At 70.4% G+C, this 25080-nt stretch carries 17 protein-coding genes and 5 pseudogenes; 15 read left to right on the top strand and 7 right to left on the bottom strand.

The annotated features are described in order from the left end of the window. The 5 genes from OG286_RS11385 (at position 1) to OG286_RS11365 (ending at position 9985) form a co-directional block, all read left to right on the top strand. Entirely contained in the window at positions 1–3648 is a 3648-nt protein-coding gene (locus tag OG286_RS11385) for a hypothetical protein (protein WP_396323571.1), read from the top strand. After that, entirely contained in the window at positions 3645–5030 is a 1386-nt protein-coding gene (locus OG286_RS11380; RefSeq protein WP_396323570.1) for a hypothetical protein, read from the top strand. Before OG286_RS11385 ends, OG286_RS11380 begins: the two co-directional genes overlap by 4 nt. Before the next feature lie 23 nt (positions 5031–5053). Next, entirely contained in the window at positions 5054–6397 is a 1344-nt protein-coding gene (locus OG286_RS11375; protein WP_396323569.1) for a hypothetical protein, read from the top strand. A 40-nt stretch (positions 6398–6437) separates the two neighbouring features. Next, complete coding sequence (locus OG286_RS11370; protein WP_396323568.1) at positions 6438–7835, top strand: hypothetical protein; 1398 nt, start codon at positions 6438–6440, stop codon at positions 7833–7835. A gap of 383 nt (positions 7836–8218) precedes the next feature. Continuing rightward, a complete protein-coding gene (locus tag OG286_RS11365; protein WP_405365173.1) occupies positions 8219–9985 on the top strand; it encodes a CocE/NonD family hydrolase in 1767 nt (588 codons plus the stop codon). 392 nt (positions 9986–10377) lie between these two features. On the opposite strand, the gene OG286_RS11360 is transcribed toward OG286_RS11365, so the two are convergent. Beyond that, positions 10378–11115, bottom strand: coding sequence for an SDR family oxidoreductase (locus tag OG286_RS11360; RefSeq protein WP_396323566.1), 738 nt, complete (start codon positions 11113–11115; stop codon positions 10378–10380). 92 nt (positions 11116–11207) lie between these two features. Between OG286_RS11360 and OG286_RS11355 the strand changes: the two genes are divergently transcribed. The 4 genes and pseudogenes from OG286_RS11355 to OG286_RS11340 all read left to right on the top strand — a co-directional run. Further along, positions 11208–12107 carry a LysR family transcriptional regulator gene (locus OG286_RS11355; RefSeq protein ID WP_396323565.1) on the top strand — a complete coding sequence of 300 codons (900 nt, stop codon included), beginning with the start codon at positions 11208–11210 and terminating at the stop codon, positions 12105–12107. A 157-nt stretch (positions 12108–12264) separates the two neighbouring features. Then, entirely contained in the window at positions 12265–12552 is a 288-nt protein-coding gene (locus OG286_RS11350; protein WP_396323564.1) for a hypothetical protein, read from the top strand. A gap of 198 nt (positions 12553–12750) precedes the next feature. Next, positions 12751–13371: pseudogene (locus OG286_RS11345) on the top strand (HupE/UreJ family protein); the annotation flags it as partial. A 285-nt stretch (positions 13372–13656) separates the two neighbouring features. Continuing rightward, positions 13657–13794: pseudogene (locus OG286_RS11340) on the top strand (GNAT family N-acetyltransferase); the annotation flags it as partial. Between the two features lie 245 nt (positions 13795–14039). Here OG286_RS11340 and OG286_RS11335 read toward each other — a convergent pair. The 4 genes from OG286_RS11335 to OG286_RS11320 all read right to left on the bottom strand — a co-directional run bounded on the left by OG286_RS11335 (position 14040) and on the right by OG286_RS11320 (position 19084). Beyond that, positions 14040–14912 carry a helix-turn-helix domain-containing protein gene (locus OG286_RS11335; protein WP_396323563.1) on the bottom strand — a complete coding sequence of 291 codons (873 nt, stop codon included), beginning with the start codon at positions 14910–14912 and terminating at the stop codon, positions 14040–14042. Between the two features lie 295 nt (positions 14913–15207). After that, positions 15208–16455 (bottom strand): wax ester/triacylglycerol synthase domain-containing protein, encoded by a 1248-nt coding sequence (locus OG286_RS11330; RefSeq protein WP_405365170.1) that lies wholly within the window; start codon positions 16453–16455, stop codon positions 15208–15210. 69 nt (positions 16456–16524) lie between these two features. Then, positions 16525–18150 carry a prenyltransferase/squalene oxidase repeat-containing protein gene (locus OG286_RS11325; protein ID WP_405361988.1) on the bottom strand — a complete coding sequence of 542 codons (1626 nt, stop codon included), beginning with the start codon at positions 18148–18150 and terminating at the stop codon, positions 16525–16527. Then, positions 18089–19084, bottom strand: a complete 996-nt coding sequence (locus OG286_RS11320) for a terpene synthase family protein (RefSeq protein WP_405365168.1) — start codon at positions 19082–19084, stop codon at positions 18089–18091. The genes OG286_RS11325 and OG286_RS11320 overlap by 62 nt, the downstream gene beginning before the upstream one ends. Positions 19085–20004: 920 nt before the next feature. Between OG286_RS11320 and OG286_RS11315 the strand changes: the two genes are divergently transcribed. The 4 genes and pseudogenes from OG286_RS11315 to OG286_RS11300 form a co-directional block, all read left to right on the top strand. After that, on the top strand, positions 20005–20454 hold the full coding sequence (locus OG286_RS11315) for a hypothetical protein (protein ID WP_396323559.1): 450 nt from the start codon (positions 20005–20007) through the stop codon (positions 20452–20454). A 341-nt stretch (positions 20455–20795) separates the two neighbouring features. Further along, positions 20796–21188: an integrase gene (locus OG286_RS11310; RefSeq protein ID WP_396323558.1), complete on the top strand. Its 393-nt coding sequence runs from the start codon at positions 20796–20798 to the stop codon at positions 21186–21188. After that, positions 21172–22005: a hypothetical protein gene (locus OG286_RS11305; RefSeq protein ID WP_396323557.1), complete on the top strand. Its 834-nt coding sequence runs from the start codon at positions 21172–21174 to the stop codon at positions 22003–22005. Before OG286_RS11310 ends, OG286_RS11305 begins: the two co-directional genes overlap by 17 nt. A 100-nt stretch (positions 22006–22105) precedes the next feature. Next, positions 22106–22153 (top strand): annotated as a pseudogene (locus OG286_RS11300) (hypothetical protein); the annotation flags it as partial. A gap of 117 nt (positions 22154–22270) precedes the next feature. Here the strand turns inward: OG286_RS11300 and OG286_RS11295 are convergent. Both OG286_RS11295 and OG286_RS11290 read right to left on the bottom strand, forming a co-directional pair. Next, positions 22271–22672, bottom strand: a pseudogene (locus tag OG286_RS11295) (transposase); the annotation flags it as partial. Between the two features lie 248 nt (positions 22673–22920). Beyond that, positions 22921–23658, bottom strand: a complete 738-nt coding sequence (locus tag OG286_RS11290; protein WP_405361992.1) for an SDR family NAD(P)-dependent oxidoreductase — start codon at positions 23656–23658, stop codon at positions 22921–22923. A gap of 84 nt (positions 23659–23742) precedes the next feature. Between OG286_RS11290 and OG286_RS11285 the strand changes: the two genes are divergently transcribed. Next, on the top strand, positions 23743–24384 hold the full coding sequence (locus tag OG286_RS11285) for a TetR/AcrR family transcriptional regulator (RefSeq protein WP_396323555.1): 642 nt from the start codon (positions 23743–23745) through the stop codon (positions 24382–24384). Between the two features lie 191 nt (positions 24385–24575). Further along, positions 24576–24895, top strand: a pseudogene (locus OG286_RS11280) (winged helix-turn-helix transcriptional regulator). The last annotated feature ends 185 nt before the right edge of the window (positions 24896–25080 follow it).

Raw genomic sequence — 25080 nt, 5'->3', positions numbered from 1 at the left:
ATGACCGAACCCGTCCCGCTCCTCGTGCCCGTGCAGGTGGACGCGCTGGTCGTCAACGACCAGGTCCGCCTCGGCGAGAACTTCCAACGCTGGCAGGCCAACTACGCCCTCACCCGGCTGCGCCTGTCGCCCGAACCGCCGCCCTTCTCCAACATCGACACCGACTTCGCCCTCACCCCCGGCCGCGGCGGCGTCTACCTCCAGTGGCAGCTACCTCAACCGCTGACCTCCGGCCACCAGAACGAACCCGACGCTGAGATCACCTTCCCCCTGGTCCCCAACCGCTGGCTCGTCGTACGCACCCACGGTGAGCCCGGCGGGGCACAGCAGCAGCAGAGCGCGTGGATCGTCGAGAGCGACCACCTGGACCCGGTCACCGGCAGCAGCCCGTATGCGACTCGGGACGGCTCCCTGACCCGGATCGGGCGCCGCATCGACCTGTCATCCGGCGCATGGACCGAACCGGGACCGCCCGAGGGCGGCCTCTTCCTGACCACGGTGGGCCCCGGCGTGCCGACCTTCGCCGTCTACCAGCCCTACAACACGAATGTGTTCTCCATCCACGACACCATGGACGGCCTCGACCGGGACCGCGCGTGGACCGTCAGCTACCTCGTCGTCGGCTGGTACAGCGACCCGGACGCTGACCCGCTGACCGCATCGGGCACGAGCCTGGAGGACTTCCTCGCGGACTGGGCCATCGTGGACCGCATGGTCCTGCCTGACCGGAGCCTCTACCACGGCACCGTGCTCGGCCTGACCTGGCATGCCACCGGCCCCGCGCCCCAGTCGCCCAGGCCCGACCGGGTCGAGGTCGCCCTGGGCAACACCAGCGCCCACGCCGCGCAGGAGTTCCTCCAGCAGGCCGAGCCGGACGGCGCCCACGGCCTGGCGGCCCTGCTCAGCGCCTGCCAGCACGGCCTGCTGGACGACGCGGACGAGCCGGACGCCGAGTTCAAGGCCGCCCGCACCACCTTCACCTCCTGGTTCACCCCCACCCCGGCCGGCCATGCCTGGACCCTCGAAGAGGATCCCGACGCCCCGGAGCAGCCACCCGGCGTGCGCCGCCGCACCCGCCGCGCACTCGGCACACTGCTGACGACACTCAACGCCGACCAGGCCGCACACGACGAGGCCGCCCGCGACCTCGCCGCAGCACAGCGCCGCCTGTACGACCTGTGGTGGGCCGCCGGCCTGCCGGTGATTCCGGACTACCCGGAATCCGAACGCGAGGCCGGGCCGGGCTCCTACCGGGCCGACCTGATGAACCGCCTGCGCCAGGCCGAGGAGGACACGGCCCGCTGTGAAGAGCTTCTCGCCCAGGCCCGGGCCAAGATCCCCTGGGGCCGCACCCCCGACGAACTCGCCGCATCCATCGCCGACAAGTGCCCCGTACCCAAGGGCTTCGTCCTCAAGCGGGACGTCCTGCCCGCCACGTACCGCGCCGGCGAACCCGTCGTGCTCCTGCGACACGCCAAGGAAGACCAGCAGGCCCGGCTCGCCGCCCAGGACGGGCTGCGCTGCCGCCGGCCCGGCGAACTGCTCACCGCCGTCTACCTCGACTCCGAGCGCACCCAACGGGTGTCCGCCCCCGACCAGGAAGTACCCCTCCCGGACCACCTGCCCGACCCGGCCGGGCTGAGCGGCCTGCTCACGGCGCTGCTTCGCGAGTTCTTCCACCTGGACCCGGCCAATGCCCCCGCCCTCGCCCGGGCCGCCGGCCGCCCCGACAGCGACATCGAGGCCCTGCGCGCGGCGATGGCCAACCCGCACCGGCAGGCGGACGGCACCGTGCCCGCGCTCGGAACCACACCCTGGCGCCAGCCGTGGTCCCCGCTGTTCTTCCAGTGGGAGGTGGACTACTACCCCATCACCTACGCACAAGGCGACGGCATCGACGACCCGGGGCAGGCCAACTGGGCCTTCGACGGCAACCGCTACCAGTGGCTGGGCACCGGCGCCGACCACGAGCCGCTGACCCTGCGCGGACGCCAGTTCCTCACCCCCACCGCGGCGCAGAGCCTGGCTGACGGTCTGCGCAACTACGCGGGCCGCGGCAAGAGCCCCTTCGCGCAGCAGCTGCGAGCCCTGGCCGAGCAGGCGGGAGGTGTCGACTTCATCTCCCAGACCCTCGACGGCTTCAACGACCAGCTCCTGTCCCGCAGCCCCAACCCCGCCGTCGACCTCGGCACCGGCTCGCGCACACGGCGCGAGGCCGTCGCCCAGGAGATCACCCGCGGCCTGCCCCCGGACCCGGGCCCACTCACCCGTCCCTTCTCCAGCTGGCCCGCCTCCCGCTTCCAGCAGGTACGGTCAGGGCAGTTCGCCTTCACCCGCCTGAACATCGTGGACCGCTTCGGCCGCGCCCTGCCCGTGGTCATCCCCGACGAACTCGAGCTGCGCGACACCATCGGCAACGGCACCCCCGCTCACGCCTTCCGGCCCGCCCTCCCGCACGACGTACGCCCAGGCGTCGACGCGGACGGCGAACCGGTCACCGTCGTGGACCGCGACCGCGGCCGCTTCGTCGAGACCAAGCCCCGCCTGCCGCAACCCGCCAGAACCCACCTGACCCTCCTCTCCGCCCTCGACGACACCCGAACCCTCGACGACCACACCGCCGCCGAAGCGATCTGCGCCTGGCTCGTGCCCAACCACCTCGACCGCTCCCTGCTGTGCTACGCCCCCGACGGCGCCCCCCTGGGGACGGTGACGACAAGCCTGCTTCCGAACGGAAGCACCGTGACGCAGTGGCAGCCGCTGCCGCACTCGCTCTATTTGGACTCGGCAGACCTCGAACCGGACCACCGCCACCTGCACGACTTGGTCACCTACCTGCTGCCTCCCCGGGAACGCGCGACGCTGCACACTCTCCTGCGCGGCCTCGACCGGGCCCTGACTACCATCGCGCCCAGCGGAGACCAGCCACCCCCCACCACCCTGGGCCGGCTGCTCGGCCGGCCCCTCGCGCTCGTCCGCACCCGGGTCAGGATCGACCTCGACGGCCCGCCCTACCGGGACCCGTCCTGGCAGCACCTGATCGACCCCTCCCACCCCGAATTCACCGACTACCGCTGGCCGGTGCGCCTCGGTGAGCGCGATGAACTCGGCGACGGACTCATCGGCTACTACCAGGAACGCGACTACACCGCACTGCACACCGTCCTGGACCTCGCCGACCTCGCCGACCTCGACGACCCCGCCACCTACCTGCGCCCCATCGACACCGGCCACGGCATCGCCCTCCCGGCCCGCCCGCCGCGCGATCACGACGCCACCACCGCGGCCCACCTGACGCTGCTGCTCGATCCGTACGGCGCGGTACACGCCACCACCGGGATCCTTCCCACCGCCGAACTACGCGTAGCCGCCCGGGCATTCGAAGAATCCCTGGCCGCCATCACCGCCGGCTTCCGCTTCGGCCCCATCATCACCACCACCGCCCCCGACGACGACACGACCCTGCTCCTGCCCCGGCCCTCCGACCGACACGGCACCTGGACCTGGTCCCAGCCGGCGACAGCCACGACATGGACCGACCACCCCACCCTGCCCGTCTACCCGCTGCCGCGCCTGCCCTTCCCCCGCCCCGTGCTGCGCACCGGCTACCTCCAACTCCAGCCGTCCGAGGAAGGGCCCACGCCGTGACCACGCAGTTCCCGGAGTTCCCCGCCTACTCGATCGCCTCCGGCGCGCTCGACTACGCCTCGCTCACCACGCCGTTCCCACTCCAGGTCAGCCCGCCGAGCGGCGAGGGCCCCAGCGTCCGGATGGACTTCGTGGTCTCGGCACCGCCCGGCGATCCGGTGCGCTGCGCGAAGATCGTCATGGAGATCCCGATCGGCACGACCGCGACCACACTCGTGGAGACCGCCACCGGGATCGCGGCCACGCCGCCGACCGGGTGGCAGTCGGCGATCACCTCCACCGCGAGCACCGCCACCATCACCTTCACCCCGCCCGGCAACGCGTTCGTCTTCGACCAGGACGGTGCCCAGCTCGTCATCGACGGCCTGCGGATCAACACCGAGCCGGGCGAGGCCACCATTCAGATCACGGAGTACCTGGTCGGCGAAGCACAACCGACGGCGGTGCGGTTGAAAGTCGAGAAGTGGCCCTACCGGCCCCCGGTCCTCGCGGGCTCCCCCAACCGCCTGGCGGCCAGGCGATGGGCGGGAGCCGGCAGCCTCAGCCCTTCCCCGGCGACACGGATCACGGCTGGCCAGAGGGTCACGCTGACCTGGCAGACCCGCGGCGACGTCGAGCGACACGTGTTCACCCAACCGCTCGACGACGACCTCGGCGCGACCGGGCGGGACGTTTCCACGCTCACCCGCTTCGACAGCGACTCCGTCGTGCGCCCGACCACGTTCACGCTGCGCACCAAGGTCAAGGCCACCGGCGAAACGATGTACGACACCGTCACGGTCACCGTCGACACCCCGACGTTCGCCGGACTCTCGCTGACCGCGCCCCTCACCGCCGGGGCCAGCGGCACGGTGACCTTCCCGGAGGCGGTGACGGTGAGCAAGGGGCTGACCGTCGACGGGGCGGTGACGGCGCACACGGGTCTGACGGCGCTGGACACCTTCGAGGCCAAGCAGAACCTGAACGCGACTGCGGGCATCAGCGTCACCGGATCGGCCAGCGCGGGCGGGAACTCGACGGTACCGGGCGGCGGGGTGACGGCCGCCGGCATCACGACCAAGGACCTGACGGCCAAGAAGAGCGTCAAGATCTTCAGCAACATCGTGCGCAATGCGAATCTCACTAGTGGTCCGGCCACCGATCGGCTCCTCGTCGGCCACATGGTCACAGCGTCCGGCCCTGCCGGCATGGTCACCGTGACCGTCGGCAACCGGCAAGTCGGCGCCCGCGCCCGAAATTCCGGCGGTGTCGGCAGCGGTGCCGACTCCCTCTTCATGCCGGTCCGGGCTGACGAAGCAGCCGTGACCTACGACCCATCGCCCATCAACTCCCTCTCGGTGTACCTCGCCTGGGCCGTCCTCGGCACCCCCGCCTCGTCGTGACGCCCGCACCCGGAAGGCCCCCGATGCCCCTCGCCCCGTCTGCCGCGCGAACTGTGCCGCCGGCCGCTGCCCCGCTGCTCGACCACGCCGTACGCACCGATCCGGACCCGCTGGAGGCGAACCTCTCGGGGCCCTCGCCCGCCACACTGCGGGTGGTCATCTCCAACAGCGGTAACGTCGCTGTGCGCTGCACCTCGATCGTTATCGAACTCCCGGTCGGCAGCCGCCCACGTGACCTCGCCAGCACCGGTGTCGGCATCGAAGCGTCGACCACGACCCCGGGATGGGTACGCACCGGACAGACCGTCAGCCACACCCAGGCCCGCTTCGAGTTCGAGCCCAGTACCGATGAGGCGGCGGTAATCACGGAGGATCCTCTGACCTTCAAGGTCGACTGCGTGCCGGTCAACAGCGCCGTGGGGGTGGCCTATCCGCTGATCACCGAGACCTCGGCCATCAGGCAGGACACCCCGGAGCCACGCGCGGGCCACGCTCGGCTCCCGAAGTTCCCGGCCGGCACCACGGCCACGCTACCGGTCGGCACCAACCTGCGGGTCTACGCCGGTGAGCAGCCGATCGAAGGGCGTCCACCCGCTGTCCGCGTGCCGCACGGCAGTAAGGTCACCGTCGCCTGGAACCCCGCGCGCGACGTCGTGCGACACCTGCACTACGAGGACCAGGAGACCGGTACACCGATCGACGAAAGCAAGCCCCCCAAGCTGGTGTGCGGCCCGCTGTACCGCGAGACGACGTTCACCCTGCAGACGGTCTCCCAGGTCGGCGGCCAAACCGTCAGCCGCTACGACTCGTTCACGCTGCAGGTCGACGTGCCCGAGTACCCGCGGGTGACCCTGCCGAACGGAAGCCTGGGCCACGTGGACCCACCCGGCCTGCAGATCACCTCGCCCGTGCGGACCGAGAAGCCGCTGACCGTCAAGGAAGCGATGCACGGCAAGAACACGGCGTCGATCACCGGAAGCCTCGAAGCACCGACGGTCAAGGCGGCCACCACCCAGTTCAGCGGCAAACTCGAAGTCGTGGGAACGTTCACCGCGGGCAACCTGACCGCGGCGAGCGTGACGACCACCCTGGGCCTCACCGCGTCCGGGCGGGTCAACATCCTCAAGGCCGGACGCACGCCGCTGCCGGCGTCCGGATCGCAGACGTTCCCCACCGACGGCCTCATCCTCGTCAACGCAATGGACGGGGGCGGTGCACCGTGGGTGACGACGCCCACCCATACATTCAAGAACGAGTCGTGGGCGGGAGTCGGGACGTTGATCGCACCAGTCAAGGCCGAGCAGGAGATCACCTGGGGCGGTGGCGGCCCCGGTGACACGTTCAGCTGGTACCCGTTCGGGATCTGAGGAACCGTCACCCACCGACCAGGCAAGGAGGAAAGCGCCGATGACGACTACGAAAGCGGACCCGCCCGCCGCGCCGCTGCTCAGCTACGCGATCCGGACCACCCCCGACCCGCTGATCCACAGCCCGGCGGACGGCGAACTGTCCCTGGCTGCTTTGCACTTGCTGATCTCCAACCCGCTCCCGACGCCGGTGCGGTGTAGCCGGATCACCATCGTGCTGCCGGTCGGCACGATCGCCCAGGACCTCGCCCAGACCGGCGTCGGCGTCGTGGCGACCGCCACCCCGCACACCTGGTCCGTGGTCGCCGTCCAGGAGGACGTCCTGATCGCGGTGCCGCAGAGCGGAACGGCGGAGTTCGTGCTGTCCGAGTACGGACGGGAAGACCAGGAGACCGCGAGCCTGGTGATCAAACTCACCGGCGTCAAGGTCAGCCGCAAACCCGGCACCGCCTGGGTGCGGATCATCGAGCACAGCGCCCGTCCCGGCGAGCCCGAGATCGACCGCGACGACCCCAGAATGCTGAGGGTGGACAAGTCGTTCATCCGCGCGCGACGCGACCTGCCCGCGGGGCGGACCGGGGCGGCACAGGCACGCGCAACCGCGGCCGACGAGGAGGCGGACAGTACGGCGAACCTCACCGCACGGCTCGGCACCGCGACCAGCCCCGACGCCAAGCCCGCAACGCTCGTACCGCGAGGCACACCGGTCGTCCTCACCTGGCAGGGGCCGGCCGGGGAGCAGACGCTGTACTCCACGGCGCATCCGAACGGCATCCCGATCATGTTCCCCCATGCGACATCCCCGTTGGAGCGCGACGAGACCTTCATGGTCAAGACCAGCGCGGGCGGTCTGGACCGCTACGACTCCGTCACCGTCGCCGTGAGCAGACCCCTCATGCCAGGGCTGCGCGCCGACTCGCTGGTGGGCGCCCCCGCCCTGACCCTCGACGCGGTCTCGGTGACCATGGCTGGCCCGCTGAACGCCCAAGCAGTCATCAAGGCCGAGAAGACGTGCACCATTGATGGCGCCGTCACGACGACGAGCGCCACCACGCCGAGCTTGAACTCAACAGGAGCGATCACGGCGAGCGGCGCGAATCCGGAGATCACCGCGGGCAAGCTCTCGGTAACCGGCATGCTGCAAAGCGATGACACCCTTAACGCCACCCGGGGCAGGGTGCAGATCTTCGGCCAACCGATCGTGGAGGACGCCCGCAAGGTCACCGACACCGCCAAGACCGACGGGTTCCTGGTTGGCTTCACCAATGACGCGAAGGTCACGCTGAACGCTCCTAACGCCAAGGCCTACCAGTCGGGCACTTGGGGGTACGGCCATGCGACCGCGGCCCTGCCCGTCCACCGCGGGGACACGTACGTCGGCGAGGTGGACCAGGACCGGGGCGGCCAGTTCGTCTTCTACCCGATGGGAAATTCCTGAGCAGCGTGGGGCCGAGCCGGGGCGCCGCCCCGCGGATTCGGAGATGCCATCCGCGGCCGACACGTGCGCCGAGCGAGCCAGGGCCGGGATCCCGAGCCCGCTCTCAGCAAGGCGGCGCGGACGGCGGCTTCGGGGTGTGCGAGCACCGCCTCGACCTCCTTGTCAGGAGCCGATGCTCCGCCCGCGAAATCCGGCCCGGTATGAAGATCGCGTCACGCCAACGTGCCGCGCCCCCTGGAAAGCCGGCAGTTATGACAAGGCGTGCAGCCCTGTAGGCGCTTCGGGTGAACATCGCCTCGAAACAGAGCGTACACGTACTGGCGCCCCGATCATGAACGTGCGAACACCCACTCCGGCCACGGACTTGTGAGAGGAAGCAGACCATGAGCGATCCCCAGGACGATTCGATCACCCCGGTCACCGCGGACCAGCTGACGCAGATCGCCAACTTCGGCATCTGGGCGTCCGGACCGTCCGTCAACCCCGCGGCCGCGGACGTGGGCGAGGCTCTGGTTGCCACGCTGCGGGGCACCAACGCGCAGCAGGTGCTCACCGCGGACCTGCAGCAAATGGTCACCGACGTGCAGCAGATCGCCACGATCGGCTTCCCGTGGATCACCGCGGCCGACGGGAAAACCAGGCTCTCCGCGCATACCATCAAGCTCAACACCAGCGAGCCGCGCCCGGTGGTCATCATTCCCTCCGGGTGGACCCCGTTCGGCTGGGCGCTGTTCGAATACACCTACCTGCAGCTGGCCAAGCGCGGCTACCACGTGCTGGCCTACACCCCGCGCGGCATCGGGCTGACCACCCACGTCGGCGGCGGCAGGTTCATCGACGCCCCGTGGACATCCCAGGGCACGATCGACGTGGGCGGGCGCAAGGACTGGTCGGACGGCTTCGCGATGATCGACTACGCGCAGCAGACCTTCAACCCGAGCAAGATCGCCTTCCTGGGCGAGTCCTACGGCTCCGGGATCAGCCAGCTGGTCGCGGCCCACGACGCGGACGGTCGGGTGGACGCGGTGGTGGCGCTGAGCGCCTGGGGCAACCTGGCCACCGCGCTGCTCGGCAACGACACCCAGCACCTGGCCGCCGTCAACGCGCTGACCAGTTTCACCGGCGGGCCGGTGGAGCGGAAGTTCGATGCGGCCACCCAGCAGATCCTGCGGGACTTCCACAACGGCGAGAATCTCCACGAGGTACGCGCCTGGGCCGAGGAGCGCTCGCCGCAGAACTACGTCGACAAGACCAACGCCCGCGGCATCCCGACCTTCGTCTCCAACACCTGGCACGAGACCCTCTTCCCGGTCAACGAGGTCCTCGACACCTTCAACGCGCTCACCGTCCCCAAGCACCTGAACCTGTGGATCGGCGACCACGCCGCGCCCGAGAGCGCCGGGCTGACCATCCCGTTCTCCGGCCCGAACCTCCCCGTGGACGAGGCCTTCGCCTGGCTCGACCACCACATCCTCGGCACCCGGAACGACGTACCGTCCTGGCCGCAGGTCAACAACCAGGTGATGTTCACCCCGGCCGTGCGCGAGGGCAAGCGGAGCTGGGACGAGGTGACCACCGACACCGAGAAGCTGTACCTGGGCGCCACCCCCTCCGGCAGCCAGGACGGCGCCCTCGGCACGCGCCCGGCCTCCGGATGGACGGTCTCGTTCACCACCGGGAACCTCACCGAGGCCACCGCCGTGGACGCCGTGATGACCACCGGCCAGGCCGAGTGGAAGGGCAATCCGAAGATCTATACGACCGGGAAGTTCGACCGCCGCTACCTCGCCACCTGGGTCTCACCGGCCGGCGCTCGCCGCGTGCGGGGCATCCCCCGAGTGCACCTGACGGTGACCGGCGTCGGGACCTCCACGACGCTGGTCGCCTACCTGTTCGACCTCGCCCCGGACGGCACCGCCACCATCATCACCCACGAGCCGTACACCCTCACCGCCGACAACCCGGGCAAGGCCGCCACCGTGACCTGGGCTCTCCAGGCGGCCGCCTACGACATCGCCGCGAACCACAAGGTCATGCTCGTGATCAACAGCAAGGACCAGCTCTACTCGGACACCAACCCCGCCTACAGCACCCTAAAGATCAGCTCCACCGCCGGTAACGAGTCCTACCTGGACCTCCCCCTCGGCTGACCGCACTCAGATCGCCAGATAGCCCCGGTGCGCCGAACGCCCCCCGCGACTGGCGCAGCGGGGCCCGTACCGCGCCCCGCTGCCCTCTCATCTGACGCAGAGCCGGGCGAAGCCGGAATCCAACCGGGCATGCCGGGCACATCCGCCGGCCCGCGGACACCCCGGCCCTCGACCGCACTCGGCGGAGTCTCACGGCGTATGCCAACCACGCGAACATGACCGCTGGACGGCGGGCTGACCGCCAGGCCAGCCCGCCGTCCGCAGTTGTCCTGTCGCGTTGGGCTTGCCTGTGGATCTTGTGTTGAGCTGCGGGGTTGCCAGGTTCGATGAGAACGCTCGGCCCGGGATTCTCAGTGCATCTGGTTTCTGCGGAATCCACGGCGGGTTCGTGATCACCAGGGGACGACGCCGTCGTCCTCGAAGAAGGAACCGGTCGGGCCGCCGTCGGGGAGGGTGGCGAGCCGGATCGGGGTGGCTGCGCCCTGTGCGGGGGTGCGGGGTCCGTGGAAGCCTGTGAAGTCGGTCGCGACCAGGCCCGGGCAGGCGGCGTTGATGAGGATGTTGGTGCCGGCGAACTGTCGGGCGTACTGCAGGGTGAGGGCGTTGAGGAAGGATTTCGACGGTGCGTAGGCCGCCATGATGGGGCCGATCTCGGTGTCCGGGTCCGCCTGTCGGGTCAGGGAGCCGACGCTGCTGGAGACGTTGACGATGCGTGGGGAGGCGGAGCGCCGCAACAGTGGCAGCATCGCGTTGGTGACCCGGACGACGCCCATGACGTTGGTGTCCACGACGGTGCGGAGCACTTCCAGGTCGAGCGTGGTCGGCTCCTGTAGCCATCCCGGGCCCATTTCGCCCGGGATGCCGGCGTTGTTGACCAGGGCGTCCAGGCGTCCGGCCAGTCGTTCGATCAGTTCCGCGGCGTCGGTGACGCTGCGGTCGTCGGTCACGTCCAGTGGTACCCCGAACGCGTCCACGCCGGCGGCGCGCAGTTTGCCGACGGCGGTTTCGCGTCGGGTCGCGTCGCGTGCTCCCACACCGACGCGGTAGCCGAGGCTGCCCAGTCCGGCCGCGATCTCGTAGCCGATGCCCTTGTTCGCGCCGGTCACCAGCGCGGTGGTCGTTTCGCTCATGCTGATGATGTTGGCCCGTGGGCGGGTGGTGCGGCCAACACCGGTACGGTGCCCTGTCATACCCGGCGGGTATCACCGCGTATGCTGCGGCCGTGGACACCCTGGAGACCCGCGAGTTGAGGTACTTCGTAGCTGTGGCCGAGGAGTTGCACTTCGGGCGCGCCGCCGAGCGCCTCGGCATGGCCCAGCCGCCGCTGTCGCGGGCGATCCAGCAGCTCGAACGGCGCCTGGGGGTCTGTCTGCTGGAGCGCAACCGCCGTGGTGTCCGCCTGACCGGTGCCGGGGAAGTGCTGTTGCAGGAGGGCCGGGCGGCTCTCGACGCGGCCGCTGCCGCCGTCCGCCGCACCCGGCGCGCCGGGGGTGCCGACAGTCCTGGCGGCCCCCGCGGTCGGCTGGTCCTCGCGGTGAAGGCCGCTGCGTCCCACGAACTGCTGCGGAAGCTTCTCGACGCCTACGCGGCCGAGCCCGACAGTGCCGAGATCGAGGTGCTGCCGTGCGGCATTCGCGAGCAGGAAGAGCTGCTGCGCGACGGACGCGCCGATGTCGCGCTTATGCACACGCCGTGGAACTCCCTCGCCGGGTTCGACAGCGAGGCACTGGCGGCCGAGGGGCAGGTCGCCGTCCTGCCTGCCGGGCACCCCCTCGCCGCCCGCGAGACCTTGTCCCTGGCCGATGTCAGGGACGTCCCCGGTCTGCCGCTCGCCCGCTGGCCCACCCGCGGCACCTACGCACCCGGCCCTGGCCCCGAGATCCACAACCAGACACAACTGGCCCAGCTGATCGCCCTCGGACGCACCGTGGCGGTCGCCCCCGACTCCGCCCGCTCCTGGCTGTGGGCCGAGCACGCGGCCGTTCCCTTGGCCGACGCACCTTCCGTCGTGACCCACATCGCCTGGCCCGCGCACAGCCGCTCCCTCGCCCTGGCCGGCCTGGTCCGCACGGCTATGGCCAGGTCAGAACGCGAAACAGTGAGAATCCGACAACACGGATGAGATCCGGTGAGAATTCGTCAGCTTCGGTGCGACAGGACAGCAGTCTCGCCAACCCAACTGGGACTACCAGAGCACCGATCGCCACTCCGCCCAAGACTTCGCCAGGTCCGCCGAGACCGATAACGGGACCGCGTGACTCACGGCCAGCCACGATCAGTTGGCTATCCTGCCCGGTTGGGGCATCCCTCCAACCAGTAGCCCGCCCTGGCAGGTAATCCGCCCGGAGGATGGACGGACCGCCGCCCCGTCCAGCCCGGCGGCCGCCAGCCCGGCCACATCCGGCGCGCCCAGCGCCCCGGCGTCGCCGAACCCCGCACCCGTTGCCGCGACCTCCGACGACAACGGCTCGTCGCCGGGCGTGCCGATCACGATCGGCGTGGTCGCGGTCCTGGCCGCCGTCGCGGGCGGTGCGCTGTGGTGGCGCCGCCGTACCTCCGGCACCTGACCCTTATCGCGCAGGACCCGGACCGCCCCGTCGGGCGTCGCCCGGCCCACGCGCCTCAGCCGGTCCTCCACACCCCCGCTACGACCTGCCACCGCGCGCCGCGCGCCCCGGATTCACCGGTCCGGGCAGCGGGTCGCGTTGAGTGCTGCGGTCGTGGCGACGGCGATCGCGGCCCCCCATCTTCGGAAAGGCTCACCCATGCTCCACCTACGGCGCCGAGGCGCCGCCCTCATAACGCTGATCACCCTGCTCCTGGCAGCGGGTGCACCGTCGGCGTCCGCGCACAGCATCGGCCCCGCCGCCGGCAAGAGCGCACCGGAGTTCGTCTGGCTCGGTACCACGCACATGCTGCTGGGCTGGGACCACCTGCTCTTCGTCGCCGCCGTCCTCCTCCAGGCTGACTCCGCCCGCCGCGCCGCCGGGCTGATCAGCCTCTTCGCCCTCGGCCACAGCACCACGCTGATGATCGCCACCCTCGCCGGCTGGCGCGTGAACCCCGTCGCCGTGGACGTCGTCGTGGCGCTGAGCCTCGTCTTCGCCAGCGTCGTCGGCCTGCTCGACGCGGGCGAGCGCCGCTGGTTCGCGCTGACCGTCGCCTGCTTCGGCCTCATCCACGGCCTCGGCCTGGCCACCCGCCTGCAGGACCTCCACCTGCCCGAGGACGGCGAGGTTGCGCGGGTGCTGGCGTTCAAAATCGGTGTCGAGATCGGGCAGATGACCGCGATCGCCGCCTTCGTCGCCCTCGCCGCCGCAGCCCGCAAGCTCCCGCCGCGGCTCCGCCCGACGGGGCGCGTGCTCCGCATCGCTCAGGCCGGTCTCGTGGCGTGCGGCGTGCTGGCCGCCGCAACGCTGATCGTCGTCGGTAACCCGCCCGAGACGGCGCAGGCCTGGGTCACTGCCAGGTTCGCGACCGCACCGAGCCGTTCAAGGGCGATTCCGGTCACCCCAAGGAGCAGTTCACCGAACCCGACCGGCCCGCCCCCGAGTCCGGGTTCGGCCACGTCATCGGCGACGGATTCGTCATCGTCCCGCGCCCCGCCGAATAGTGCCCGGCCCCCGACTGCGGTCCTGGTGACCGCAGTCGGCCCCGTTAGTCCGGCATCCCCCGAGAACACTGCCAGTCTCGCCCTCCACCAGCGCGCGGGCTTCGGCGTCATCGGCACCCGCGAACGCATCGGCCACCACCACGGCGTCTGGCGCGACGTACTCCTCGTAGAACGTCTAAGCCCACTGGTCAGCTGAGCGACTAGTGGGCTCCTCTGGTCGCAGCACTCGGGCCCGACTGCGAATATCCGGAGACCGCCCAGTCGGCGAAGGGAGACGAACCTCTCCGATACTGGAAGGCCTCGATCGGCAAATGCAGAGTTAGATGGCAGGGCTGACCCACGCGATGCAATCGCCTCTCGATTGCAATCCGTTCCAATGAAGCCTCTGGCCGTCCTCCTACGACACCTAACAGTCGTTTCTGAGCGCATTTCCGTCGGTTCCTAGAGAGGTCTCTCCGGCAGGTCGCCTTGCAGGTCAGCGCCCGCTACGCTGGGGACAGACGAGGGACCACACGCGGCGAACCGCCGTACGCGGACTTCTTTCCATCGCACGGACGCCGCGCTCCGTTCAGCGCCTGACGTGCAGAAAGGTGAATGGTCGCGCGACTGGGGGTCAAGGGGTCGCAGGTTCAAATCCTGTCGTCCCGACAGTGATGTCGGAAGGCCGTTGGCCGGGATAATTCCCAGGCCAGCGGCCTTTTTGTTGATGGTCCGACAGGTGGTGAGTGGCTGCGATGCCGCCGCTTTGCGATCTTGCTGGGGACCAGCTGGGGACCGCAGCCATCGGCCGAGGGCCCGCCGCAACCCTGTGGTGGTGGAGGTGCGCTCGGGTGACGGTGGGATGCCGGCCTCTTTCAGGATCTCCCAGACCGTGGACGCGGCCACCTTCACGCCGAGGACGAGCAGTTCACCGTGCAGGCGCCGGTAGCCCCACGCCGGGTTCTCGGCGGCCAGGCGCAGGACCAGGGCGCGGATGGAGCGTACGGTGCGCGGCCGGCCGCCGCGCTTGGGCCGGGACTGGGCGGCGTGACGGCGGGCGATCAGATCGCGGTGCCAGCGCAGCACGGTGTCCGGCCGCACCAGCAACCGCATCCGATGCAGCACTTGTGTCGGCAGACCCTGGAGCAGGGCTGCCAGGAAGGCCCGGTCGCTCGCTTCGAACCGCACCCGCTGTCCGCTCAGTTGCCGCTCCAGCACGCTGATCTGATGGCGCCGTGCGAGGATCTCCACGTCCTTGGCGCGGTCGCTCATCGGCAGAAGTCGCAGGATCGCGAGCGCGTTTGTCGCACCCAGGTACGCCAGTCGCAGAAGCACGGTCGATCATCATGCCGGGAGCATGGCGGCTCTGCCAGAGCGCCGGCTCGACTGACGAGGGTCGGCACTTCTCTGCACTCTCGCGAGTGCTTCTCACCAGGGCGGATGAGGTTATCGGCAAGGGCAGGGCCGGCGGGAATATGCAGCGGTGCTGCGGGTGGCACGAATGGTCGTGCCAGTGCGCCCGGTCTCTGACCGTGTCGGTGGCGGCAGCGGCGCGGGGGCATCGGACCGACAGGGTGTCGGCCGTTGGCGGGCCGCTGCTGAGGGCCGCCGGCGCCGTCCGGGCGTCCGTTCACCGTGCCGGGGCGAGCTGCGCGGCGGCCTGCGCCCACAGGGCGGGGAGCCGGTCGAGGCAGGGGAGGGCCCGGTCGGTGACGAAGTAGGCGCTGGTGGTGCCGTTGTAGCTGTACGCGGCGATCGAGGCGGGGTGGTTGTGCGGGAGCCAGGTGAACAGGTGGAGGTGGGTGACGGGGGCGTGCTGGAACTGCAGGGGTTCGTTGAGGGAGACGTAGGAGGTGTCGATGATCGCCCTGGAGGGGGTGGTGAGTCGGGTGGCGAGTGTGTGGAAGGCTCGCGCCGGGGTGTGGTCCGTGATGGTGCGCATGGCTGTGCGCCGGGCGGGATTCTTCGGCCCCCGGCTGGCGGCGATGATCGCGTCCAGGCGCTCGGCCGCGGTCGGGCGGTGGCAGGGGAGGGGGACGGGAGCGAACGTGAAGAGGTTTCCGGGGAGGACGTCCTCCTCGGCTCGGCGCAGGTCGACCATCATGACGGCGGGTACCGGTCGGCTGGCGGCCCGGGGCCAGTGCTCGCCGCTCCAGGTGCGCAGTGCGCCGGCCAGGGCGGCCAGTACGGCGTCGTTGGTGCTGCCGCCGCGTGCCGTGCCGGCGGTACGCAGGAGATCGGTGGGCACGTGTGCCCAGGCGCCGGCCCGGGCACCGCTCAGGGGCCGGGCGGGATCGTTCCAGAGGTCATTGGCGGCGGCGGAGCCGAGCATCCCCCCAAGGGTGCGGAGGTAGTCGCCCAGTCCCGCCCGGGAGGCCCGGACCGCACGGGTGGTGAGGGCGGTGGCCCCCGCCGGGGCGGTGCCGAACAGCTCGTAGAGGGTGTTAAGCACACCGCTGCCGTCGTGGGAGGTGTGGTGGGCGCGGTAGCACAGGGTGAAGCGGCCGGGGGCGTGGCCATGCAGGAGCCACAGGTCCCAGAGCGGGCCGTCGTCCGGGAGCGGGTGCGTCAGCAGTTCCTGCCGCGCGATGTCGAGGTTCTCGTCGCCGGGCTCGATCCGCCGTTCGCGGACCCGGTGTTCCAGATCGAGGTCCGGGTCCCGGGCCCAGCGGGCCCGCAGTCCTGGGCCCTTCAGGTAGTGGGTGAGGCGGGGCAGCCGGGCGAGGTTGGCGGTGACGTGGGCGCGCAGGTCGGCGAGCGGGGGGACGGTGCCTTCCAGGTGGAGGAAGGCGCCGATCGCCAGGGACAGCCCGGGCCCGGTCTGGGCCATGGTGTGCAGGGTCAGGTCCATGGGAGTGGGGCGTGCGGGTGCGGGCACGGCGGAGTCCTTCCGGGACAGCGCAGCCGGGTGCGCGGAGGCGGTGGTCATCGGGCTGGGACCGGTTGATCACGGGCTCGCCGCGGTGAGGGGCGCCGTGGCCAGGGGCGGCGGCTCCCTCGGGGTGCGCGGTTCCGCGGTGGCCAGGCGGTGGGTGAGGTGTCCGAGCGCCAGGAGGGTGAAGGCGTCGGCGAGGGCGGGGACGGTGAAGCCGAAGGGGCGAGGTCCGATGGAGTCCGGGAGGCCGACGATGGACCCGTCGCTTCGTTGCCGGGTCAGCAGGTAGGCGGCGCCTCGGGCGGCGGGGCCGGGCAGGGGACTGCTGGAGCTGAGGGTAATGAGGGCGTAGGCGGTGCTGAGGGCGTCGCTGACCTCGCCGTTCTCTTGCCCCCAGCCGCCGTCGGGGTTTTGGGAGTTCAGCACCAACCGTGTCGCACGCCGGATGATGTGCTGGGCGGGGCTGCCGGGTGTGGTGTGGCTGGGGTGGCGCATTGCGGCGAGGGTTGCGCGGAAGACGGTGTGCAGGCGGCTGCTGCTCCAGTCGGGTGGGAAGGAGCCGTCCGCGTGCTGCTGGGAGGCGAGGTGGACGAGGGCGGCCTGCACGGTGGCGTGCTGGTGGTGGCCTTGGGTGCTGAGGGCGTTGGCGGCGGCCGCGGTCATGCAGGCTTCGGAGGGCGCGCCGGCGAGGTAGGTGGGGAAGCCGCCGTCGGCCCCGCGCAGGGCCTGCAGGGAGCTGATCGCGCGGGTGATCGCCGCCTGGTGGGTCTTCGGGCCGGTGGTGTGGAGGAATTCGACGGCGACGGAGGTGCAGTCCGCGTCGGCGAGCCGGGCGTGTTCGCTGTAGGACCAGCCGCCGCCGGGCTGCTGGAGGCGGAGCAGGCGCTCGGCGATGGCGTCCAGGACCGGGGCGGGGGCCGCGGTGGCGTGTAGGGCGAGGCCGGCGGTGGCGGTGAGCCAGGTGTCCTCGTCGCAGATGAACGGCATCCCGCCGTCCGGGCGTTGGTGCTCCAGCGCGGTGCGTATCCCCTCGGTGATCAGGTGGTGGTGGCCGGGCAGGGTGGCCAGGGCGTGCAGGACCGACAGGTGGATGAGGAGGTTTCCCTCCCACACGGTCCCCGGGCGCTGGGTGGAGCGCAGGAGTTCCAGGTCGCGTACGTCGACCAGGTGGGGGTGGCGGTGGGTGTGGGCGAGGACGGCCTTGACCGCGGTGACCTGGACGCGCGCCCAGGTGTGCAGGCCGCGCAGGTCGAACGCTTCGGTGCCGGGGAGTGCCGGGTCGGGGGTGGCACCGAGCAGGATGAGGACCGCGTGCAACAGGGCGCGTTTGCGTGCTCCGGTAAAGTCCGGCGCCTGCGCCAGGAACCGGTTGACGTTCAGCAGGTCGACCGTGGCCGGCCGGCCGTCGAGGGCGGCTCGGGCCAGCAGCCGGTCCAGCGGTTTCGGGGAGTCACGGCTTCCGGTGAGGTAGCCGGCCAGCCGGGCCCGGGCGGCGGGTTCCAGATGGGTGCGGTCCAGCAGGGCGAGCAGCAGGGCGGATTCCAGGACACGGCTGTGGCAGGGGTCGCGTACCGCTCCCTCCGGGTCGACCCGGGACAGGAGGTGGGCGCGCAGCCGGGCGGTGGCGGGTACCAGATCAGCGGGGAAGACGGCGTCGGGCCAGCGGGGGAGGCCGGCGGTCATCGGGGCGAGTCTCATGGGTCCGTCCTTGGGCGTCGTCGAGCGCGCTGCTGTCGCCGGAGTGTCGGTCAGGGGCTCGGCACGGGCGGCCGGTGATGGTGGGCGGCTCGGAATCGGGGGCGAAGCGCCCCGTGACGGCCAGCCAGTGCAGGGTGGCGGCCATGAACGTCTCCACCATGTCCACGTAGCGGCGCAGCTCCTCCAGCCGGTCCTGCGGCAGGCCGGGGGTGGCGCGCAGCGCCGCCGCGGTGGTCCGGAAGGCCGCCCGGCGTTCCTCGACCATCGCGGCCGCCCGCAGCCCGGCCGCGCCCGTCGAGCAGTGGTTCCGGCGGGCGAGGAGCGCCATCAGATTGTCCTGGCCGGCGGCCTCGTCGTCCGCCGCCGATGCCAGGTCGTTGGCCCAACCCGCGACATCCGCCACCACAAGGCGCAGGTCCCGCAGTCGGTCGTCCACGCGCGGATCCTCCAACAGCTCGGCGTGGCCGGTACGTTCCAGGACGTCCAGCATGGGCAGCAGGGTGATCGTGCGCCGCCGCAGTTCGAGATAGGCCGCCAGCGGCAGCCGGACCTCGGCCCGGCGCAATGCCGCCTCCTGTTCGCAGGCATCGAGGAAGTCCGTGTAGTCGGCGGTGAAACGTGCCCGCCAGCGGGCGGACATCCCCGCGGCCGTCCGCTCCCACAACCCCGCCAACACCACCGCGTGCGGGGGAGCGGCGGTGGACGGCTCCGCGTCGGGCGCGAGTACCCGGCGCAGGGGCGCGGTGAACCGTTCCAGCTCGCCGGGGGCCGAACCCAGACCCCGCCGGTCGATCTGGTCGTCCACCCAACAGATGAACGTCGCCCACTGCGCCGTCAGCGCCACGTCGGCGGGGTCGCCCCGGGGGAGCGCACGGCCGGCCAGCACGTCCAGCCGCATCGCGCCGAGGCGGCGCTCCCCCCGGGCGTCCACCACCAAACCCGCCTCCCGCGCCCACGACAGCACCGCCTGAGACCCGTGAGCGGTGGGAACTGATGATGAATCAGGCATGCCTCCGATCGTGTCAGACCACCGTCAGCCGGAGGCGGCGAACCCGGAAGTGCGGTGGTTCCCTTCTTGATGGTCCCGGCGATCGTGATGTCCTTGGTCTTCTCCGGTTCGGTCGTGAGTGAGTTCGGGGAGAGGACCACCAACGCGGCGAGTGTGCCGGATTCGATGCTGCCCTCGGGGTCTTGCTCGAAATGCTTGTGCGCGGCGTCGATGGTGGAGGACGCGACCGCGTCCGGGGCTGCGCGCACCGCTCGGGCCTGAGGATGACATCGTTGCCGCACGTGCGGCGGTCGACCCGGCGGGACAGGACGGCGATCGAGTCCGGCAGGGCCCCCGGGGCGTCGTGGCGCGACGGGTAGATCATCTGCCGCTCGAGGGCCCATCGGGCCGGCGGGATGGTCGCGGCGCGCTCCGGCGCGAGGACGGTCTTCCGGGGTGAGGGCCACCCCATCTGATGAGATGACCTGCCGGTATCCGGTCAACTGCCGTGCCGCGAGGAATTTGGCCAGAATGCCATCCGTGCAGGCGAACGGTCATCCCTTCGCCGACAGCGCTCACTTGCCGGAAAGCCCAAGTCGCCGCAGGTGACGCAGGTTTCCGGATCCAGTCAGATTCCGGTAGCGGTCGAGGTAGTCGCAGCCGCTGGTTCCGACGTGTTTCCGATGGGACTACTGGCCTGGGCGTAGGCGTCGTCGCGCCGGGTGGGCTGGCGAGTATTGCCCTACCTGGATGGGTGCAGCTACCCGGGCCGCCCGAGCTGAGTAAGCATGCTGCAGTCGGGAGGCAACTCGACGTGATGAGCGCGTGCTTCAGGCCGAGGCACGCCGGACGCCTAGAGGAGAGCAATGTCGGGACATTTCATCGTCAGCAATATCTCCGTCGAAGAGCGGGACGAGGCCCGGAGTAACGGTGCGACGTGGAGCGATCTCCAGCACGGGAACATCGGGTGGACTCCGGCCTCAAGGGCGCTCCTGAGCAAGGCGCTCAACGGTCAGGCCATACCGAGCCGCGAGGGGTTGCCGCCGCACCGCTACCTCGACTTCGCGCAGGCGGGAAACCCCGACAAGGACAAGACCGCGCGCTTTCTCCGCACCACGACGGCGTCGTGGGTGAGCCACAACCGACTGCTGCGGCCGACCGGAGCCGGCCTCGGCCTGAAGCAGCTGGCCAAAAAGGCCCAGGACGCCTGGGCGCTCAACAAACTGAACGAAGCTCTGGTCGAGCAGTTCCTGGACCCGCAGGGCGCGCGAGTGACGATCGAGATCTACCACCTCGGCGGCCACGAAATGACCTGACGACGGGAGCGGTGGAGGTCGCTTCCTCGTGGCGAGAGAGCGGCCTTTCGTGTTCGAAGGCGGTGTGGTCCCAGACCGAGCTGCCGTCCGATGACACCGCAGCGCTTCAAAAATGGCCTCAGGGCATCTGACCTGCTGTTTCGTCGGGTGATCAGCTTGCCTGGCGGTCCTCGTTGATGAGGCCTGCGACGGTTTGTCGGCGTTCGATCCGAGCCGCTGACAGGGGGATGACCTCGGGGCCGTCGTGGGGCGCGAGCTGGCCCAGGCCCTGGTGGGGCCGATGTCCGTTGAAGTGCCGGGCGCCCCGTGTGCCGTTCGGGCACTCATCGCTGCTGCTCGGAGTGGATCTGGTGCGCCGTCACGGCCTGCTGGACCCTGTCTGGGTGATCGTCTCACTGGTGGACAAAGCGGCGCGGAAGCTGCTCGCGGTCCCGGCGGTACTGCTGCGCCGGGACGCGGCCAAAGACGCCGAACTGCTGGTGCTGCGGCATGAAAACGCGGTACTGCGCGGCCAACTCACCGCGCCCGTACGGCACGAGCCGGAGGACCGGCTGTGGTTCGCGGTGCTGTCCTCGTTGATCCCCCGGCACCGGTGGTTGCAGGCGTTTGAGGCAACGGAGAGGGGTGCATGGGATGGCGCATACACGGAACAGCACGGGCACGGAAGAGCCTGCGGCCGGCTCGTCCAGGAAGAGGGACTCCTTGGCCCAAGAAGCGATGACCCGGTTCGATGAGATCTACGACCAGCCCGACCCCCGGCCCTTCTACCGCGAGCTCGGCGCCTTCGAGTACCAGACACCCCATCACGCCCAGCGGATCTTCCACCACCTGGTCGAAGCCCGCGCACACCAGACCCGCTCCGCAGGACCGGTCACTGTGCTGGACATCTGCTGCTCCTACGGCATCAACGCAGCCCTCCTCAACCACGACCTGACGCTGAAGGACCTGTACGCCCACTACACCTCCCCGAAGGCAGCCGCACTCACCACCGCTGAACTGATCGAATGGGATCAGGCCTACTACGCGGCCCATCGACGCCCCGACGCGGCCCGAGTGATCGGACTCGATATGGCCGCGAACGCCATCGCCTACGCCCGGGCCGTCGGTCTGCTGAACGAGGGATTCGCCGAGAACCTGGAGGCAGCGCCACCCACCCCGGCGCTCCTTCGTGCCGCCCGACTCACGCACCTGATCACCCTCACCGGCGGGGCCAGCTTCCTGTCCCCCCGCACCTTCCAGCCACTCCTGGCCGGAGCCCGCGAACCCGTGTGGGTCGCCGCGTTCGTTCTGCGCACCGGCTCCTACCAGACCATCGCCGAAGGTCTGATCCCCTACGGCCTGATCACCGAGAAGACCACCACCCATACGTTCCCGCAACGCCGATTCACCAGCGCCCACGAGCAGCAGTACGCCGTCGACGCGGTGACCGCGGCTGGTGAGGACCCTCGTGCGAAGGAGACCGACGGCTACTTCCACACCGCGCTCTACCTGTCGCGCCCCGCAGAGGACGCCACGGCACTTCCTCTCACGGCCCTGGTTGCGGCAGTCTGACGCCAAAGGGGGCCGAAGCGGTCTCGGCCGGGCGGGCGGGTACTACACCCCGGCCACGGCGGTGAAGGAGCGGCTTTGGAACCCGTTCGGCCAGTGGACCATGGACGACTGCTGGGACCGGCAGGTGCCCAACATCCTGACCTTCGACCTGCACAGCAGCTTCGAGCGCGGCCTTCGCAGCCAGGACTTCCGGGGGGGGCTTGGTCTTCGCCCAGGTGATGAGGTCGCCGGTGTAGCCGCTGTCGGCCCAGATCCTGTGCAGGCGGCGGTACTTGGCCTTGAGTGCGGGAAGCATGTCGGCGGCGGTGGCCCGGTCGCCGGCGTCGGCGGGCGTGACCAGAATCGCCAGGAGCAGGCCGAGGGTGTCGACGACCAGGTGTCTCTTGCGGCCGTTGATTTTCTTCGCGTCGTCGTAGCCGCGCGTTGAACTGTGCACGCTGGCGGCGGCCTTGACCGACTGTGAGTCGATGACCGCCGAGGTCGGCTCGGGGTCACGGCCCTGCGCGGTGCGGACGGCGGCGCGCATCCGGTCGTGGAACTCGCCCAGCAGGCCGGTGTCGCGCCAGTGGGTGAAGAAGGCATGGACCCGCTTGTACGGCGGGAAGTCGGCGGGCAGCGCGGCCCATTTGACACCGTTGTCGACCAGGTAGCGGATCGCGTCCAGCACCTGGCGGTGGCAGTAGCCCTCCGGCCGCCCACCCCCGGCCGCCCATCCACGCCGGCGCCGGCAGCAGATCCCGCACCGCCACCCACTCGGCGTCCGTCATGTCCCTGTTGTAGCGTCGAACACGTTCGCCGTGGTCGACCGCGTTGCCGTACCGGTGTGCTAAGCAGTCACACCTTGGGGGGAACGGCGTTGCCGCCGACCGCGGCGACGGCGTACAAAAGCGGCAACAGGGCCTCACCGGCCGTCGTTCAGGCCCGGGTGTAGCCGCCGTCGGCGAAGAGTTCGGCGCCGGTGACGAACGACGAGGCGTCCGAAGCCAGAAAGAGGGCGGCCTCGGCGATTTCCTCGGCGTCGGCCAGCCGCCCCAGTGGCACGACGGCCTCGGCGAACCGGTCGACGTCCGGCCCCGCGGCGCGCAGCAGGGCAGGGGTCCGCGTGGGTCCCGGGCTGAGGACGTTGACCCGGAATCGACGCTCTCGCGATTGCCGGGCCCAGTTGTGCACGAGGTTGCTCAACGCTGCCTTCGAGGCGCTGTAGACCTCGAGGTGCTCATTGGGGCGCACGCTGTTGCTTGAGCCGATGACCAGGATGGAGGCGTTCTCCGCCAGCAGCGGAAGCGCCTTCTGGACGGTGAAGAGTGGGCCCTTGACGTTGACGGCGAGTGTCAGGTCGACGTTCGCCTCGGTGTGGGCGCCGAGCGCGGCGTCCGCGACGATCCCCGCGTTGGCCACCAGTACGTCGATGCGTCCGGCCTCCTCGCGGACTCGCGCGTAGAGCGCGTCCAGGTCGGCCAGGACCGAGACGTCGGATCGTACGCCGGTGGCCGCAGGACCAATCTCCTGGACTGCCGCTTCGAGGCGGTCGATGTCCCGGCCGGTCACGAAGACCCGTGCGCCCTCCCGGACGAAGCGGTGGGCGATGGCCAGCCCGATCCCGCTGGTCCCTCCGGTGATCACGGCCACCTTCTCCTGCAGCACGCCTGGCATGTCGAACCCCTTCAGTTGTGGAATGGATCGTCCATAACGTAGTCAGTAATGGACGATCGAGTCAAGAATGGCTAGGCTGAGACCATGCCGAGACCACGCGCATTCGACGAACGCCAAGTCCTGGAGCGGGCCCGGGAACAGTTCTGGGCGACCGGCTATGCAGGAACCCGGATGGACGACATCGCCCAGGCGACCGGCCTGGGCAAGGGCAGCCTGTACGGCGCATTCGGCGACAAGGGCAAGCTGTTCCACCGCGTGTTTGACGACTGGTGCACCGCAGTCCTTGAGGTGGCCGAAGGGCGGCTGGCAGGTGGCCCGGACGCAGAGGCCTTGGCCCGACTGTCGGGATACGTGCACCTCATGGCGGAGAACACCGCCTCCGACACCGAGCGCCGCGGGTGTCTGTTGGCCAAGGGCGCGGCGGAACTGGCCCAGCACGATCCGACGGTCGCCGGACGGTCGGCCGAGACCATGACGGCACTGCTGACCCTGCTGCGGACGGAGATCAGCGCCGCCCAGCGCCACGGCGACATCGATAGCGCTGCGGATCCGGAGCGGTTGGCGGCACTGCTGCTGACGGTGGTCCGTGGTATCGAGGCGGTTGGCAAGGCCGGCCTGGACCCGGAGACGCTACGGAACATTGCAGACACCGCACTGGCGGTCCTGCCCATGCCCGAGGGGCAGAAACGCCTCGCAACCGGGCGCAGTCCGGCCCGCACGCGCTAGGTGTGCTGCGCAGCGCCTTGACAATCATGAGCGCCGAGTCCGAACTTCCTCGTGTGACGGTGACACGGCACGGTCCTACTGCTCGGCCGTCCGGGCCGCCACCTTCGCCCCGGTTGTGCGGGCCTTTCAGCGCAGTGCACCCGATCCGGTAGGCGGAACGTCCCAGGATGGGCGGGTGTTGAGCGGACTCGCTGGCACGGGAGATCTTCTCCGACCTCGCCAACAAGTGGGCCCTCCTGATCGTCGAGGCCCTCGGGGACCGCACCCTGCGCTTCGGCGAGCTGCGCGACGAGGTCGAGGGCGTCAGCCACAAGATGCTCACCCAAACCTCCGGATTCTCGAGCACAACGGCCTGATCCACCGGGAGGTGCATCCCGTCGTCCCGCCACGGGTCGAGTACACCCGCGCCGAGCCCGGCTGGGCCCTGCGGGTGACCATCTACGGCATGTGCGACTGGACCCACCGCTACCTCGGCCACATCGAGGCGTCCCGCCGCCGCTCCGACGCCTGACGCGGCCGGTTCCCGTCCGAGCGCGTCCGGACCGACTGGCAGGGCGTCACCTGCGTTCTGCCAGGCGGGAATCTCGTCGGCGGTCCCGGCGCCCTCGTATCCGGAGATCCCGCCGAGCCCGTGCTCCGCCCCTCGACCGCTGCCACGCGGGCCGTCTGTAGGAAGATCGGCACGGCGTCCACATG

The sequence above is a fragment of the Kitasatospora sp. NBC_00039 genome (assembly GCF_045160625.1).
In the GTDB taxonomy this organism is placed as follows: domain Bacteria; phylum Actinomycetota; class Actinomycetes; order Streptomycetales; family Streptomycetaceae; genus Kitasatospora.
The sequence above is the reverse complement of the archived record's forward strand: the minus strand, read 5'-3'. Positions and strand labels throughout refer to the sequence as shown.

Bases quoted from the DNA above. Each gene is read 5' to 3' on its own strand.
- OG286_RS11305 (WP_396323557.1), top strand. From the start codon at position 21,172: ATGACCCGGTTCGATGAGATCTACGACCAGCCCGACCCCCGGCCCTTC.
- OG286_RS11290 (WP_405361992.1), bottom strand. From the start codon at position 23,658: ATGCCAGGCGTGCTGCAGGAGAAGGTGGCCGTGATCACCGGAGGGACC.
- OG286_RS11375 (WP_396323569.1), top strand. From the start codon at position 5,054: ATGCCCCTCGCCCCGTCTGCCGCGCGAACTGTGCCGCCGGCCGCTGCC.
- OG286_RS11370 (WP_396323568.1), top strand. From the start codon at position 6,438: ATGACGACTACGAAAGCGGACCCGCCCGCCGCGCCGCTGCTCAGCTAC.
- OG286_RS11385 (WP_396323571.1), top strand. From the start codon at position 1: ATGACCGAACCCGTCCCGCTCCTCGTGCCCGTGCAGGTGGACGCGCTG.
- OG286_RS11360 (WP_396323566.1), bottom strand. From the start codon at position 11,115: ATGAGCGAAACGACCACCGCGCTGGTGACCGGCGCGAACAAGGGCATC.
- OG286_RS11315 (WP_396323559.1), top strand. From the start codon at position 20,005: ATGTCGGGACATTTCATCGTCAGCAATATCTCCGTCGAAGAGCGGGAC.
- OG286_RS11285 (WP_396323555.1), top strand. From the start codon at position 23,743: ATGCCGAGACCACGCGCATTCGACGAACGCCAAGTCCTGGAGCGGGCC.
- OG286_RS11325 (WP_405361988.1), bottom strand. From the start codon at position 18,150: ATGAGACTCGCCCCGATGACCGCCGGCCTCCCCCGCTGGCCCGACGCC.
- OG286_RS11365 (WP_405365173.1), top strand. From the start codon at position 8,219: ATGAGCGATCCCCAGGACGATTCGATCACCCCGGTCACCGCGGACCAG.